The following is a 14,656-nucleotide window of genomic DNA, read 5'->3' as shown; positions in this document are numbered from 1 at the left end:
CCCGGCCGATAGGGCTGCCGTGGCGGCTCGTGCTGCTCCACCAGAAGCATCAGCGCGCGAACCCCATCCGATCCTCCCGGGTCGGTCCGGGATCATTTCGCGCAACGGAGAGCCAAATGCCCAAGTTGAAGACGAAATCGGGCGCGAAGAAGCGCTTCAAGATCACCGGCACCGGCAAGGTGATGTACGCCCAGGCCGGCAAGCGCCACGGGATGATCAAGCGGACGACCAAGCAGATCCGCAACCTGCGCGGCACCACGACCCTGTTCGAGGGCGATGCCGCCAACGTGAAGAAGTACTTCCTGCCGAACGCGCGGTAAGTCCTTCAACACCCGTTGCCACTGTCTTTCGTCGAATCCAGGAGATAACCGATGGCCCGCGTCAAGCGCGGCGTGACCAGTCACGCGAAGCACAAGAAGGTTCTGAAGGCCGCCAAGGGCTATTACGGCCGGCGCAAGAATACGATCCGCATCGCCAAGCAGGCGGTCGAGAAGGGCATGCAGTATGCCTACCGCGACCGCAAGAACAAGAAGCGCACGTTCCGCGCCCTCTGGATCCAGCGCCTCAACGCGGCGGTCCGCGAGCACGGCCTGACCTACTCGCGCTTCATCGACGGCCTGGCGAAGTCCGGCATCGTCGTCGACCGCAAGGCCCTGTCGGAGCTGGCGATCCACGAGCCGGCGAGCTTCGCCGCCGTCGTCGAGAAGGCGAAGGCCGCGCTGCCGCAGAACACCGCCAAGGCCGCCTGATCCAGGCCTGAGGCGAGACGGACGGAAGGCGCGGTTCCCCAGGGAGCCGCGCCTTCGTCGTTTACGAGGTCCCGCGCCCCGCGCTTGCGCCGGCGCCCGCAACGCGCGAGAGCACGGCCCGACGGCCGACTCCGCCAACCCTGCTCGAAGACAGCGATGACCGATCTCGACACCCTGGAACGCGACCTCCTGGCCCAGGTGAGCGCGGCCTCCGACGAGGCCACCCTCGACGCGGTCCGCGTCGCCGCGCTCGGCAAGAAGGGCAGCGTCTCGGATCTGCTGAAGACGCTCGGGTCGATGACGCCGGAGGAGCGCAAGGAGCGCGGGCCCCTGATCAACGGGCTGCGCGACCGGGTCCAGGGCGCCGTCACCGCCCGCAAGACCGAACTCGCGGAGGCCGCCCTGGAGGCCCGCCTCGCCTCCGAGCGGGTCGACGTGACCCTGCCGGTCCGCGAGGCCCCCGAGGTGCGCGGCCGGATCCACCCGATCTCCCAGGTGATCGACGAGATCACCGCGATCTTCGCCGACATGGGCTTCGCGGTCGCCGAGGGTCCGGACATCGAGACGGACGAGCTGAACTTCACGGCGCTCAACTTCCCGCCCGGCCACCCGGCCCGCGAGATGCACGACACCTTCTTCCTGGCGCCCGACCGCGACGGGCAGCGCAAGGTGCTGCGCACCCACACCTCGCCCGTGCAGGTGCGGACCATGCGGGCGCAGACGCCACCGATCCGCGTGATCATCCCGGGGCGGACCTACCGGCACGATTCCGACCAGACCCACACGCCGATGTTCCACCAAGTCGAGGGGCTGGTGATCGACAAGGCGGCCAACATCGCCAACCTGAAATGGGTGCTGGAGGAGTTCTGCAAGGCGTTCTTCGAGGTCGACGGCGTGAAGATGCGCTTCCGCCCGTCCTTCTTCCCATTCACCGAGCCCTCCGCCGAGGTCGACATCCAGTGCTCGCGCAAGGGCGGCGAGATCCGCTTCGGCGAGGGGGACGACTGGCTGGAGATCCTGGGCTGCGGGATGGTCCACCCGAACGTGCTGCGCAATTGCGGGCTCGACCCGGACGCCGTGCAGGGCTTCGCCTTCGGTGTCGGCATCGACCGCATCGCCATGCTGAAATACGGCATGCCGGACCTGCGCCCGTTCTTCGAGGCCGACGTTCGCTGGCTCGACCATTACGGCTTCCGCCCGCTCGACGTGCCGAGCCTCGTGGGCGGCCTCACGGGCTGAGCCGCCCCGGCCCCGCCGCGGCCCCCCCGGCCCCGGCGACGGCCCCGCGATCCTGTTCCTCCGACGGTCGAGCCGATACCGGGCTCTCGAAGGTCCATCATGAAATTCACCCTCTCCTGGCTCAAGGACCACCTCGACACCGAGGCCTCCCTCGACACCGTCGCCGAGACGCTCACGCGGATCGGCCTTGAGGTGGAGGGCGTCGAGGACAAGGCCGCCGCGCTCAAACCCTACGTGATCGCCCGGATCCTGACGGCCGAGCAGCACCCGAACGCGGACCGGCTCCGGGTCTGCACGGTCGACACCGGCACGGGCGCCCCCGTGCAGGTGGTGTGCGGCGCCCCGAACGCGCGGTCCGACCTCGTCTCGGTCTTCGCGCCGCCCGGCACCTACGTCCCGGGCAAGAACATCACCCTGTCGGTGGGCACGATCCGCGGCGTCGAGAGCCACGGCATGCTGTGCTCGGGCGCCGAGCTCGGCCTCGGCGACGACCATGACGGCATCCTGGAACTCCCGACCGACGCGCCGGTCGGCCAGGCCTACGCGCTCTACGCCGGGCTCGACGATCCGGTCATCGAGATCAACCTGACGCCGAACCGGCCGGACTGCACCTCCGTCCACGGCATCGCCCGCGACCTCGCGGCGGCCGGCCTCGGCACGCTCAAGGGCGAGGCGCTGCCGGCGCTGCGCGGCGAGGGTCCCTGCCCGGTCGCGGTCGAGCTGGCCCTCGATCCGGCCGACCGGCACCTCGCCCCGATGTTCGCGCTGCGGCTCGTGCGCGGCGTCCGGAACGGCCCGTCGCCGGCCTGGATGCAGGCCCGGCTGCGCGCCATCGGTCTGCGGCCGATCAACAGCCTCGTCGACATCACCAACTACGTCACCTTCGACCGCGGGCGGCCACTGCACGTCTTCGACGCCGCCAAGGTCGCCGGCACGCTGACCGTGCGGCGGGCGCGGGCGGGCGAGAGCCTGCGCGCCCTCGACGGCCGGACCCACACGCTGACCGACGACACCGTGGTGATCGCCGACGCGAACGGCGTCGAATCCATCGCCGGCATCATGGGCGGCGAGGCCTCGGGCTGCGACGCCGGCACCACGGACGTGCTGATCGAGTCGGCCCTGTGGGACCCGACCAACATCGCCCAGTCGGGCCGACGGCTCGGCATCATCACCGACGCGCGCTACCGCTTCGAGCGGGGCGTCGACCCGGCCTTCACGCTGCCCGGCCTCGACCTCGCGACGCGGCTGGTGGTCGATCTCTGCGGCGGAACGCCGACCGAGGCGCACGTTGCCGGCGCGCCGCCCGAATCCCGGCGCAGCATCGACTTCCCCTGGACCGAGGTCCGCCGCCTCGCCGGCCTGGACGTGCCGCGCACCGAGATGCAGCAGATCCTCGAGACGCTGGGCTTCCACGTCTCCGGCACCGGGGACCGGGTGACGGTGCTGCCCCCGTCCTGGCGGCCCGACGTCGAGGGCAAGGCCGACCTCGTCGAGGAGGTCGTCCGCATCGCCGGGCTCGACCGGATCGTGGCCGAGCCCCTGCCGCCGCTCGCCGGGATCGGCCGCCCGCTGCTCACCGTGATGCAGAAGCGGACTCGCCTCGCCAAGCGCGCCCTGGCGAGTCGAGGCCTCATGGAGGCGGTCACGTGGTCGTTCGTGCCGCACGACGACGCCGTCCTGTTCGGCGGCGGCGGGGCCGACCTCGTGCTGGCCAACCCGATCGCCTCGGAGCTGTCCGACATGCGGCCGAGCCTCGTACCGGGCCTCCTGCGCGCGGCGCAGCGCAACGCCGACCGCGGCTACCCGGACGCCGCCCTGTTCGAGGTCGGCCAGTGCTTCGCCTCCGACGTGCCGGAGGGCCAGACCGTCCGCGCGGCGGCGGTCCGCCGCGGCGGCGCGACCCTGGCCGGCGCCGGGCGGCACTGGGACGGCACGGCGGCGACCGTCGACGCGTTCGACGCCAAGGCGGACGCGATCGCGTTGCTCGGCAGCCTGGGCGTGCCGACCGGCGGCCTCCAGATCACGCCCGGCGGCCCGTCCTGGCTGCATCCCGGCCGCTCCGGCACGCTGCGCTTCGGTCCGAAGACGGAGATCGGCTGGTTCGGGGAGGTGCATCCGCGGACGCTGCAGGCCCTCGACCTGAAGGGAACGCTCGTGGCGTTCGAGATCGTCCTCGACGCCCTGCCCCTGCCCAAGCTCAAGCCGACCAAGGCCAAGGCCGCCCTGGCACTGTCGGAATTCCAGCCGCTGTCGCGGGACTTCGCCTTCGTGGTCCGCCGCGACGTGCCGGCGGGCGACATCGTCAAGGCCGCCCAGAACGCCGAGCGCAAGCTGGTGACGGGTGTCGACGTGTTCGACCTCTACGAGGGGCCGGGCGTGCCGGACGGCGCGAAGTCGGTGGCGATCGCGGTGCGTCTCCAGCCCGTCGAGCGGACCCTGACCGACGCGGAGATCGAGGCGGTGAGCGCCAGGATCGTCGCCGAGGTCACCCGCAAGACGGGCGCGACGCTCCGGGCCTGAGGCGCCGCCATGGACCGGATCGCCCTGCTCATCGACGACCTCGCGGCGGCCGAGTACCGGCCGAAGGCGGCGTTGCGGGAGGCCCTGAACCACCCCGCCGCCGTCGCGGAGGCGACGCTGCCGCTGCTGGAGGCGGCCGCCGACGGGCGCGAGCTGGCGGCGGAGGAGACGAACCTCCTGTTCTGGGGCCTGCACGTCATGGCCCATGCCCGGGACACGCGCGCCCTCGCGCCGCTCCTCAGGCTGCTCCGGCACGACGAGGAGACCCTCGACGCGGTGCTGGGTGACGCCGTCACGGCGACGCTGGCCAAGGTCGTGGCGAGCCTGTTCGACGGCGATCCGCAGCCGCTGTTCCGGCTGATCCTGGACAGCACGGTCGACGATCACGCGCGCATGGCGCTGATGTGCGCCTGCACCTTCCTGACCCTGGAGGGACGGATCGACCGGGCCGCGATGCACGACCTGCTGGTCCGTTTCGACGACGCGCAGGCCGCGGTGGAGGACGGAACGGCCTGGGTCGGCTGGGAGGAGACGATCGCGCATCTCGGCTTCCGGGACCTCGCGCCCCGCGCGGCCGCGGCCCGCGCCGACGGACGGCTGACCGACGAGATCAGCGACGCCGACTGGTTCAAGGAGGCCCTGCGCAAGGCCGAGACCAAGCCGGACGACCGGGACCGGCTCGGGCCCTACCAGTACGGCTACCTCGACGATCCGGTCGAGGCTCTCGACTGGGCCGAGGAGGGCGCGGGCGAGCCGCAGCGCAACCCGTTCAAGGATGTCGGCCGCAACGATCCCTGCCCCTGCGGCTCGGGCAAGAAGTTCAAGAAGTGCTGCCTCGGCAAGGCCGAGGCGGAGGGGCCTTGGATGCCGCCGGAACCCCTAGGCCGCTGAGATGCCGCTGCCGCTGAGCGGATTCTCGGGATCCCAGCCGTAGCTCAGGGTCTCGAACCGCATGGCGCGGGCGTCGACCATGAGGAGGCGCCCGACGAGGGGCTCGCCGAAGCCCGCCACGGCCCGGATCACCTCCATGGCCATCAGCGAGCCCATGACGCCGGCGAGCGCGCCGAGCACGCCGGCCTCCGCGCAGGCGGGCACGCTGCCGGGCGGCGGCGGGTTCGGGAAGAGGCAGCGATAGGTCGGGTTCGGCGTCCCGTCGGGCCCCGTCTCGTGCGCCCGGATCGTGGTCAGCGTGCCGTCGAAGCGGCCCAGAGCCGCGGTCACCAGCGGCCGACGCGCCCGGAAGCAGGCGTCCGACACCGCGTAGCGCGTGGCGAAATTGTCGGACCCGTCCGCCACGAGGTCGTAGCCGGCGATCAGGTCGACGGCGTTGTCCGCGTCGATCCGGAACGGGTGCGGGACCACCGACACGTGCGGGTTGAGGCGCGCCACCGCGTCGGCCGCGCTCTCGACCTTCGGCCGACCGAGATCCGGCGTCCCGTGGATCACCTGCCGCTGCAGGTTCGACAGGGAGACCGTGTCGTCGTCGACGAGGCCGATCGTGCCGATCCCCGCGGCGGCGAGGTACTGGATCAGCGGCGCGCCGAGGCCGCCCGCCCCAACGACGAGGATCCGGGCGGCCTTGAGCCGGGCCTGACCGGGACCGCCGACCTCCGCGAGGACGAGGTGGCGGGCGTAACGTTCGATCTCATCGGGAGCGAGGGCCATGGCCTGCCCATAGACTGCCGTGGCCGCGCATGGAAGGATCGGGCGCGTCTCGAAGGCTCGTCGGAATCTCGGCCGACGTTTCGACCTCGTCATCGCGAGCGCAGCGGCCCAGGTCAGCGGGACGTCTCTCAGCGCAGCGCGACACTGGGTTGCTTCGCTCCGCTCGCAGAGACGGCGGTGCGGTGACCAGCAGGAAGCGATATAGCCTCTCACGATCCGCTGTTCGAGGGCTCGGAACGCGAAACGCCGCCCCGGTGAGGAGGCGGCGCGGGTCTCGCGTCTCCGGATCCGGATCCGGGCCGCTCAGCGCGGCGCGAGGATCATGATCATCTGCCGGCCTTCGAGCATCGGCTCGCTCTCGACCTTGGCGATCTCGGCGGTCTCGCTCTTCACGCGCTCCAGGAGGCGCAGACCGATATCCTGGTGAGCCATCTCACGACCGCGGAAGCGCAGGGTCACCTTGACCTTGTCGCCCTCCTCGAAGAAGCGGTGCACCGACTTCATCTTGGTGTCGTAGTCGTGCTTGTCGATGCCGGGGCGGAGCTTGATCTCCTTCACCTCGACGGTCTTCTGCCGCTTGCGGGCCTCGTTCTGCTTCTTCTGCTCGTTGAAGCGGAAGCGCCCGTAATCGAGCAGCTTGCAGACGGGCGGCACGGAGTTCGGCGCGATCTCCACGAGATCGAGACCGGCCTCCTCGGCCAGATTGAGGGCGTCGAAGAAGGGAACGACGCCGCGGTTCTGCCCGGTGTCGTCGATCAGCTGCACTTCCCGCACACCGCGAATGTCGCGGTTGGCGCGCGGCCCGTCCTTCTGCGGGGCCGGCATGGCTCTCATCGGTCTACGAATGGCTTAGGTCTCCTGCTGCAACGGCGAAACGGCGGATCTTCAGGAAGATCTCCTGACCGCCAGCCGCTCCGGTCTCATCCGGACATACAACGTTGGTGGAACCGCGGCCAGAGTCAACCGGCTACCATCGCGACGCCGGAAATAATCGGCCGCCGCGTCGCGATTCGAGACCGATGCCCTCAGGTCGAACGGCCGAGCAGCTCGGCGTAGACCGCCAGCGTGTCGCCGACCATCCGCTCCAGGGAGAAGTGCGCCTCGACATGCGCGCGGCTGCGCCGACCGAGGGCGTCGCGGGCGCTCGCGCCGAGGGAGAGGGCCTCGGTCAGAGCGGCGGCGAGCGCGGCCGGGTCGCCGGGCGGCACGCGCCATCCGGTGCGCTGGCCGGCGGGGGTCTCGGGCGGTGCCAGCACCGTCTCCGGCACCGCGCCGAGATCCGAGACGACCACGGGTGCGCCGAGCGCCTGCGCCTCGACGGCCGAGCGGCCGAAGGCCTCGGGCTCCACGGACGGCACCGCCACCACCGATGCGGCGCGGAAGGCCGCCGGCATGTCGGTGCAGTGCCCGACCCTGCGGACGATGCCCTCGAGCCCGCGCGCGGCGATCAGTGCGTCGAGCTCGCGCTCGTAGGCGGCGCGGCCCTGCGGGTCCCCCGCGAGGACCACGGCCAGGTCCGGGACGCCGCGATCGCGCATCCGCGCGGCGGCCTCGATCAGCACGCGGTGGCCCTTCCAGGCCGTGAGGCGGGCGGCCAGCAGGATCACCCGCTCGTGCGGCGCCACGTTCCAGCTCCGGCGCAGCGCCTCGACCCGGGCGGCCCCGACCGCCACCGGGTTGAACACCGCGAGGTCGGTGCCGCGGTGGATGACCCGCACGCGGTCGCCGGCCTGCTCGGCGTGCAGCCGGTGGATCAGGTCCGCGGTGTAATGCGAGTTGGCGATCACCACGTCGCCGCGGGCCATGATCGAGTTGTAGAGGACCTTCACGCCGGTCCGGCCGGAATAGCTGCCGTGATAGGTGGTCACGAACGGGAGCCCGAGCCGGCGCGCCGCCCCGAGGGCGACCCAGGCGGGCGCGCGGGAGCGGGCGTGGATGATCTGCACCTTCTCGCGGCGGCAGAGCGCCATCAGCCGCAGGACGTTCACCGCCATCGACACCGGGTTCTTCGACGCAGCCGGGAATCGGAGCCAGTGCCCGCCCTTGGCCTGCAACTCGCCGACGAGCCGTCCGCCCTCGGTCGCCACCAGGGCGCGGGCGCCCACGGCCGCGAGGCCGCCCGCGACGTCGACGGTGGTGCGCTCGGCGCCGCCCGCATCGAGTTCGGGGATGATCTGCAGGATGCGGGCGCCGGCCAGCGCCCCGACCTCCGCCGGGAACCCCGACAGGGCGTGGGGGCCGTCGCCCGTTCGCGGGCCCTCGGCGAGGACGCGCAGGCCCCCGGCCGGTATCTGCCAAATGCTCGCTGCCATTGATCCAGCATCGCCGCCGGGCTTTACGGTCCGGTAAACGAGAGTTGAAGCCGAACCGTTCAGGACCGGACTTCTTCCATGTCGAGACAGGGATACCGGAGAGAACGATGACGGATACGGCCCCCGAGTTCCTGACCGTCGGTATCGGCGACGCGGCCCGCCGCATCGCCGTGCGGGTGCGCGCGGGCGGCGGGCCGCCGGTGGTCTGGCTCGGCGGCTTTCGCTCCGACATGACCGCGACCAAGGCGACGGCGCTCGATGCCTGGGCCGAACGGACGGGCCGGGCGCTCGTGCGGTTCGACTACGCCGCGCACGGTGCCTCGGGCGGCACGTTCACGGACTGCACCATCTCGTCGTGGCTCGAGGACGCGCAGGCGGTCCTGGCGGCCCACGTGACGGAGGCGCCGGTGCTCGTCGGCTCGTCGATGGGCGGCTGGATCGCTTGCCTCGCTGCCCGCGACCGGGCCGCGCGCGGGGAGGCCACGGCGGGGCTGGTGCTCATCGCGCCGGCCCTCGACTTCACCGAGGAGCTGATCTGGAACCGCCTCAGCGAGGCGGCGCGCGCCATGCTGATCCGAGACGGCGTCCTCAGGAAGCCCAGCGACTACGCGCCGGAGCCGGACCCGATCACGCGGGCCCTGATCGACGACGGCCGCCGACACTGCATGCTGGGCGGCCAAGTCGATCCGGGCTGCCCGGTGCACATCCTCCAGGGCATGCGGGACACCGACGTCCCCTACACGCACGCCCTGCGAATCCTCGACCGCCTGCCGGCCGAAGGAACGGTGCTGACGCTGATCGCCGACGGCGACCACCGGCTGTCGCGGCCGCAGGACATCGCGCGGCTCGTGGCGGCGGTGGCCGAGATCGCCTGACCGGTCTCCCGGCCAGGCCTCTCAGCGGGTCGGGTGCAGGGTCAATGCAGGCTGACGGGCTGCAGGTCGTGCGCGGCGGCGTTGGCCAGCACGACGTCCCGCGAATCGGCGAGCATGATCGGCGCGCCGCTCGCCGAGAGCAGGGCGAACAGGTCGAGGCCGGGCGTCAGCTCGGGGGCCTGCGGGAAGAAGCGGCGGACCTCGTCGGACCGGATCGGCCGGACGTAGGCGATGTGCCCCTCGCCCAGCGCCGCGAGATCGGCCGGCTGGAAATCGGCCGGATCGAGATCGGCGGGGGTCAGAGGAGACGGATTCAGATCGGTCATAAAGCCCTCCTGGGGTGGCAGAGCGTCCACCGCCGATCCTGAAGGCATCGGCGGCTCCACCCTGATGTGGGGATCCGCGACGGCCAATCAATCGGTCGGCGTCAGCCGCGGGCGCCGATATCGATCTTGCGCACGATGCGGTCCGGCTCCGGCCGGACCAGATCGATCGACAGGAGGCCGTTGGCGAGGTCGGCGCCGAGCACCTCCATGCCGTCCGCGAGCAGGAAGGCCCGCTGGAACTGCCGCGCCGCGATGCCGCGGTGCAGGAAGTGGCGCTCGCGCTCGTCGACCTGCCGGCCGCGCACGACGAGCTGGCTCTCCTCCAGCATCACGTCCAGCTGATCGCGGGTGAAGCCGGCCACCGCCAGGGTGATCCGCAGGCGCTCGGGCTCGCTCTCGGTCCGGGGCAGGCGCTCGATGTTGTAGGGTGGGTAACCGTCGTTGGCGGCCTTGGAGACCCGGTCGAGGGCCTGCTCGATCTCGTCGAAGCCGAGCAGGAACGGGTGCCCGAAGGGCGAGGATCGAGTCATCGCGGCCATCATCCAGAAAGCGAAGTCTCCGACCCCGGGATCTGCCGCAATCCCGGGATGCTCGAGCACCTCGTCGACAGGAGCCCGCCCGGGGCAGCGCTCCGCCGGACGCGACGACGCCGGCAACTCGGAGATATGGCCAAGGCCTTCCGGGCCATCAAGGGACGGGACCGGAATCGACGGCGACCCGAGGTCGCGCGTTTCCGGGAAGTTTCGGCAAATTTATGCGGGATCGATAGGCAAAGCCTGCAACGGCCACGCTTTCTTCTAACAGTTTGGAACTGCTCTGATTTTCTCGCCGGGCCTTGATCCGGGCGGCGGGCCTGGATACTGCCGCGGCAGGCGACGATCCGGCTCCCGAGCTCGATCGCCGCGATCCATTTCCGCGAGGCGCCGGAGCCGTGAGCACGCCCATGACCCCGTCGGACCACGCGGCGATGCGGCGCGTCGCAGACGTGTGCGGCGACGAGGTTGACATCCTGGCCCTGTCGGTGGCCCGCTTCGTGGCGGCCGGCTACATGACCAGCGACGTCGCCTGCTGGAACGCGGCCTTCGACGGGGCCGAGCAGTTGCTCGGGCCGACGGAAGGGTGCCGCTTCGTCGCCTGCGTGGTCGCGATCATCCGGGCGCTCCGCGCGGAACGCGACGGCGACTGGTCGTTCATGCCGGCGAGCTGCTGCCGCGTGACCGGCCACGAATGCGCGCTGGTGAAGCTGATCAACCGGGGCCGGCAGCGCCTCTGGGCGGATCTCGAGGCCGCCGCGGCCGAGATCACCGGCCAGGACGCGGCGCCGCGCCTCGTGGCGGCGGTCCGCGCCGCGGTCGGGCCGCTCGATGCGGCGGCCGAGCGCCTCGCCCCGGCCTCCTGCCCCGCCGGAACGGTGCTGCACTGATCCGGCTCCCCGTCACCCCGGACCGCGCGGCCCGAGCCGCCGGCCGGCGCGAACTCGAAGAGGACTTTGTCACGGTGCTTGCCCTGCGCGCTCCCCTGTACCGCCGTCGGATCGGGCGTGTCGCCCTCGACACGGCGGCCTGCTTCGCGCTCTCGGCGCTGCTCGTCGTGTCGGCCCTGGCGCAGGACGCGTCCGAGAAGGCGCCGATCAAGCTGCAGCTCAACAAGGTCGAGACCGCGGGCGAGGCCTGCCGGATCACCATGGTGATCGACAACAAGGGTTCGGGCCTGAAGTCCTACAAGGTGGATCTCTTCGCCTTCGACCCCGAGGGCGTCGCGCAGAAGCGCGTGGCGGTCGAACTCGGGCCGCTGCCGCCGAAGAAGACCACCGTGAAGATCTTCGATTTCCCCGGCATCGCCTGCAACAAGGTCGGTCGCGTCCTCCTGAACGACGTCCTGACCTGCGACGGCGGCGATCCGGGCCGCGAGGCCTGCCTCGAGCGGACCGAGACCGACAGCAAGGCCGGCCTGCCGTTCGACCGCTGATGCGGATGGTGTGACGGCTGACGAGACCAAACCGCCCGGCGGCGAGAGCCGCCGGGCGGCCTGCGGCTTTCGCCGCACCCCGAGACGATGGCGGCGCGACGCCGCGTGAGACCAGGACGCCAGGAGCCCGCGATGGACCCGACACAAGCCCCGATCGAGGCGGCCCACGACTTCTCGTTCCTCGGCCTGTTCCTGCAGGCCGACCCGATCGTGAAGGGCGTGATGATCCTGCTGGTGATCGCCTCGATCGCCTGCTGGACGGTGGTGTTCGAGAAGGTCATCCGGCTCGCCGCCGCGCGGCGCCAGGCCAAGGCCTTCGCGAATCTGGTCCGCTCCGGGGGCAGCCTCGACGGCGAGCATCGCGGCATCGCCGGCCAAGTGGTGAAGGCGGCGATCGACGCGTGGCGCGATCAGGATTCCTCCGAGACCCGGGCCGAGCGCCGCGACCGCATCGAGCGGGCGATGAAGGGCGCCCTCGCCATCGAGGTGAAGCGCCTGCGCACCGGCCTGTCGCTGCTGGCGACCTCCGGCTCCACGGCCCCGTTCGTCGGCCTGTTCGGCACCGTCTGGGGCATCATGAACTCGTTCTCGTCCATCGCCCGGAGCCAGGACACCTCCCTCGCCGTCGTGGCGCCGGGCATCGCGGAGGCGCTGTTCGCCACGGCGATCGGTCTCGTCGTCGCGATCCCGGCGGTGATGGCCTACAACAAGCTCTCGAGCGACGTGAGCGGCATCCAGAGCACCTTCTCGTCCTATATCTCGGTCCTGGGCAACCGCCTCGCGCGCGACCGCGCCGGCGCCCACCGCGCGGCCGCCGAGTAGCGCGGCCGGCGCCAGCCCCCCAGAGAGCCGAACGTAAAGGTACCGGAGACGCCCCATGGCGATGGGATCCATTCGCGCGAACGACGACGACGACCTCGACGACGTGCCGATGTCCGACATCAACGTCACCCCGATGGTCGACGTGATGCTCGTGCTGCTGATCATCTTCATGGTCGCCGCGCCGCTGATGACCACCGGCGTGCCGGTCCAGCTGCCGAAGACCGCGGCGCCGAAGGTCGCGCAGTCGAAGAAGCCCGCCGAGGTGACGGTCGACAAGGACGGCAACCCGTCCATCGCCAAGGAGGTGTTCACGATGGAGAGCATCGTGCCGCGCCTGCGCGAGATGGCGGCGGCCGACAAGGATCAGGTGATCCTCGTGCGCGGCGACCGCGACGTGCCCTACGGCAAGGTCATGGAGGTCATGGGCCTCGTCGGGCAGGCCGGCTTCACCAAGGTGTCGCTGATTGCGCAGTCGCCCGGCGGCGCCGCTCCGGCCTCGCCTGGCGCCGCCACGGCCGCTCCCGCCGCCCCCGCCGCCCCCGCAGGGACCGCGCGCTGAGCCGATGAGCACCTACACGTCGACGGATATGCCGGCCGGTCTCGGCGAGCGCCGCCCGTCCGGGCTGCTCGCCGCTTTCCTGGTCGCCCTCGGGCTGCACGCCTGCGTGCTCGCCGCCGTGATGTTCCTGCGGCTCACCCCGCCCGCACCGCCCGGCGAGCAGCAGATCACCGTCGACCTCGCGCCGCTCATGACCGACGCGGCCACCGAGGCCCCGGCGGAGCAGCAGATGAGCCAGGAAGCCCCGCCGGAGGCGAAGCCGGTGGACACGCCGCCCGACGAGGCCGTCCAGCCGCCGCCGCCGACCGAGATGACCGAGGTGAAGCCGGAGGACACCCAGGCGGTCGAGATGCCGCAAGAGGCTCAGCCCGTGGAGGCGCAGAGCCAGGTGATCACCTCCGCGTCCGAGGCCGCCGAGCCGCTGGCGCCGCCGCCCACCGAGGTCGCCAAGTCCGAGGAGCCGCCCAAGCCGACGCCCGATCCGGCGAAGCTGAAGGCGGAGCGCGAGGCCAAGCTGCGCAAGATCCGGGAGGAGAAGCTCCGCGAGCAGAAGCGCGAGGAGGCGCGGCAGGAGCGCCTGGAGGAGATCCGCGAGGCCAAGGCCAAGGCTGCGCGCGAGGCGAAGGCGCGCGAGGCCAAGGCGCGGGCTGGCGCCGAGCGGAGTTCGGCGTCGGCCTCGCGGGCGAACGCGGCCGGCCGGGCCGCCGCGGGCAACGATCCGAGCGCCATGCGCCAGTGGCAGGGCGCCATCAGCGCGGCGATCCACAGCCGGATGAACGTGAACGCGGCCGTCGGCACCGGTGGCGGGACCGCGGTGGTGCGCTTCACCGTGATGCGCTCGGGTCAGGTGACGGGCGCCGGCGTGGCCCGCTCCAGCGGCGTCGGCCAGATCGACAGCGCCGCCCTCGCGGCGGTGCGCGGCTCGATGCCGGCGGCGCCCCCCGGCGTGACGCAGTCCAGCCTGTCGGTCTCCATTCCGCTCAACTTCCGCGTGCGCTGATCGGAGGACGATCCGGGCCGGATCCCGCCCAACCGACCGCGAGCCCGATCCGGATCGTCCGGCGAATGCGTACGAATGGTGTGCGCCGTCAGTCCCACCCGGCGATCCGGATTCGCCATCGGCCGCGCGGGCATGCTAAAGCCTTCGTGAACCTGCCTTCCCCGCGCGCCTGACGGCGATGCGGGAGGGCGCCGATCCGGCCTTGCCCCCCGCCCCTCGAACAGGCCGGACCCGCTCAGACCCCGTCCCGCGCAGGCTGCGCCGGGTCGGACCCGTCGAGCCGGGGTGAAAGGGACAGGATGAACGACGACACTGAGTACGACCTCGACGAGGTGAATGCCACCCGCGACGCGGAGGCGGAAGCCAAGACCCGGGCGGAGAACCGCGCCGAGCGCGCGGAACGGGCGGAGCGCATGGCTCGCGAGGGCGCCCAGGCGATGGCGGAGCACCACGCGGCCATCAAGGCGATGGACGAGCGGACGGTGCGGCTGCGCTCGCTCCGGCTCGCCAAGGAGGCCGCCGACGCGCAGGCCAAGGCGGCCGAGAAGGAAGCCAAGGCGGCCGCCAAGGGCAGCGCGAAGAAGGCCGCGCCGAAGAAGACGACCGCGAAGGGCTAGGGGT

General features: G+C 71.6%; 17 protein-coding genes. 12 read left to right on the top strand and 5 right to left on the bottom strand.

Features of this window, described 5'->3' with window-relative positions:
* Positions 1-116: 116 nt before the first annotated feature.
* The 5 genes from rpmI (at position 117) to ACLBX8_RS14685 (ending at position 5,399) form a co-directional block, all read left to right on the top strand.
* Complete coding sequence (rpmI, locus tag ACLBX8_RS14705) at positions 117-320, top strand: 50S ribosomal protein L35 (RefSeq protein ID WP_007561407.1); 204 nt, start codon at positions 117-119, stop codon at positions 318-320.
* Positions 321-371: 51 nt separating this feature from the next.
* Entirely contained in the window at positions 372-749 is a 378-nt protein-coding gene (rplT, locus tag ACLBX8_RS14700) for a 50S ribosomal protein L20 (protein WP_012320099.1), read from the top strand.
* Positions 750-905: 156 nt separating this feature from the next.
* A complete protein-coding gene (gene pheS, locus ACLBX8_RS14695; RefSeq protein WP_447715420.1) occupies positions 906-1,988 on the top strand; it encodes a phenylalanine--tRNA ligase subunit alpha in 1,083 nt (360 codons plus the stop codon).
* Between the two features lie 99 nt (positions 1,989-2,087).
* Positions 2,088-4,508: a phenylalanine--tRNA ligase subunit beta gene (gene pheT, locus ACLBX8_RS14690; protein WP_447715419.1), complete on the top strand. Its 2,421-nt coding sequence runs from the start codon at positions 2,088-2,090 to the stop codon at positions 4,506-4,508.
* 9 nt (positions 4,509-4,517) lie between these two features.
* Positions 4,518-5,399, top strand: coding sequence for a DUF1186 domain-containing protein (locus ACLBX8_RS14685; protein ID WP_447715418.1), 882 nt, complete (start codon positions 4,518-4,520; stop codon positions 5,397-5,399).
* Here ACLBX8_RS14685 and ACLBX8_RS14680 read toward each other — a convergent pair.
* The 3 genes from ACLBX8_RS14680 to ACLBX8_RS14670 form a co-directional block, all read right to left on the bottom strand.
* Positions 5,388-6,173: a HesA/MoeB/ThiF family protein gene (locus ACLBX8_RS14680; protein WP_447715417.1), complete on the bottom strand. Its 786-nt coding sequence runs from the start codon at positions 6,171-6,173 to the stop codon at positions 5,388-5,390. The genes ACLBX8_RS14685 and ACLBX8_RS14680 overlap by 12 nt on opposite strands.
* Positions 6,174-6,476: 303 nt before the next feature.
* Positions 6,477-6,998 (bottom strand): translation initiation factor IF-3, encoded by a 522-nt coding sequence (infC, locus tag ACLBX8_RS14675; RefSeq protein WP_020092802.1) that lies wholly within the window; start codon positions 6,996-6,998, stop codon positions 6,477-6,479.
* Between the two features lie 200 nt (positions 6,999-7,198).
* A complete protein-coding gene (locus ACLBX8_RS14670; RefSeq protein ID WP_447715416.1) occupies positions 7,199-8,485 on the bottom strand; it encodes a glycosyltransferase family 4 protein in 1,287 nt (428 codons plus the stop codon).
* Positions 8,486-8,592: 107 nt separating this feature from the next.
* Here ACLBX8_RS14670 and ACLBX8_RS14665 point away from each other — a divergent pair, with 107 nt between their 5' ends.
* Positions 8,593-9,360 (top strand): alpha/beta hydrolase, encoded by a 768-nt coding sequence (locus ACLBX8_RS14665; RefSeq protein WP_447715415.1) that lies wholly within the window; start codon positions 8,593-8,595, stop codon positions 9,358-9,360.
* Positions 9,361-9,401: 41 nt separating this feature from the next.
* Here ACLBX8_RS14665 and ACLBX8_RS14660 read toward each other — a convergent pair whose 3' ends face one another.
* Together ACLBX8_RS14660 and ACLBX8_RS14655 are read right to left on the bottom strand one after the other, a co-directional pair.
* Entirely contained in the window at positions 9,402-9,686 is a 285-nt protein-coding gene (locus tag ACLBX8_RS14660; protein ID WP_020092805.1) for a BQ00720 family protein, read from the bottom strand.
* A 101-nt stretch (positions 9,687-9,787) separates the two neighbouring features.
* Positions 9,788-10,216 (bottom strand): Hsp20 family protein, encoded by a 429-nt coding sequence (locus tag ACLBX8_RS14655; protein ID WP_012320108.1) that lies wholly within the window; start codon positions 10,214-10,216, stop codon positions 9,788-9,790.
* 413 nt (positions 10,217-10,629) lie between these two features.
* Between ACLBX8_RS14655 and ACLBX8_RS14650 the strand changes: the two genes are divergently transcribed.
* The 6 genes from ACLBX8_RS14650 to ACLBX8_RS14625 all read left to right on the top strand — a co-directional run bounded on the left by ACLBX8_RS14650 (position 10,630) and on the right by ACLBX8_RS14625 (position 14,652).
* On the top strand, positions 10,630-11,109 hold the full coding sequence (locus ACLBX8_RS14650) for a hypothetical protein (RefSeq protein ID WP_447698904.1): 480 nt from the start codon (positions 10,630-10,632) through the stop codon (positions 11,107-11,109).
* Between the two features lie 74 nt (positions 11,110-11,183).
* The gene (locus tag ACLBX8_RS14645; protein WP_056527997.1) at positions 11,184-11,654 is read left to right on the top strand and encodes a hypothetical protein; all 471 of its coding nucleotides are present in this window, start codon (positions 11,184-11,186) and stop codon (positions 11,652-11,654) included.
* A 132-nt stretch (positions 11,655-11,786) separates the two neighbouring features.
* Positions 11,787-12,476 (top strand): MotA/TolQ/ExbB proton channel family protein, encoded by a 690-nt coding sequence (locus ACLBX8_RS14640; protein WP_447715414.1) that lies wholly within the window; start codon positions 11,787-11,789, stop codon positions 12,474-12,476.
* Positions 12,477-12,531: 55 nt separating this feature from the next.
* Positions 12,532-13,035, top strand: coding sequence for an ExbD/TolR family protein (locus ACLBX8_RS14635; RefSeq protein WP_447698905.1), 504 nt, complete (start codon positions 12,532-12,534; stop codon positions 13,033-13,035).
* A 4-nt stretch (positions 13,036-13,039) separates the two neighbouring features.
* Entirely contained in the window at positions 13,040-14,035 is a 996-nt protein-coding gene (gene tolA, locus ACLBX8_RS14630) for a cell envelope integrity protein TolA (protein ID WP_447698906.1), read from the top strand.
* Between the two features lie 299 nt (positions 14,036-14,334).
* Positions 14,335-14,652, top strand: coding sequence for a hypothetical protein (locus ACLBX8_RS14625; RefSeq protein ID WP_020665400.1), 318 nt, complete (start codon positions 14,335-14,337; stop codon positions 14,650-14,652).
* The last annotated feature ends 4 nt before the right edge of the window (positions 14,653-14,656 follow it).

It is taken from the genome of Methylobacterium sp. D48H, from assembly GCF_053345715.1.
The sequence above is the reverse complement of the archived record's forward strand: the minus strand, read 5'-3'. Positions and strand labels throughout refer to the sequence as shown.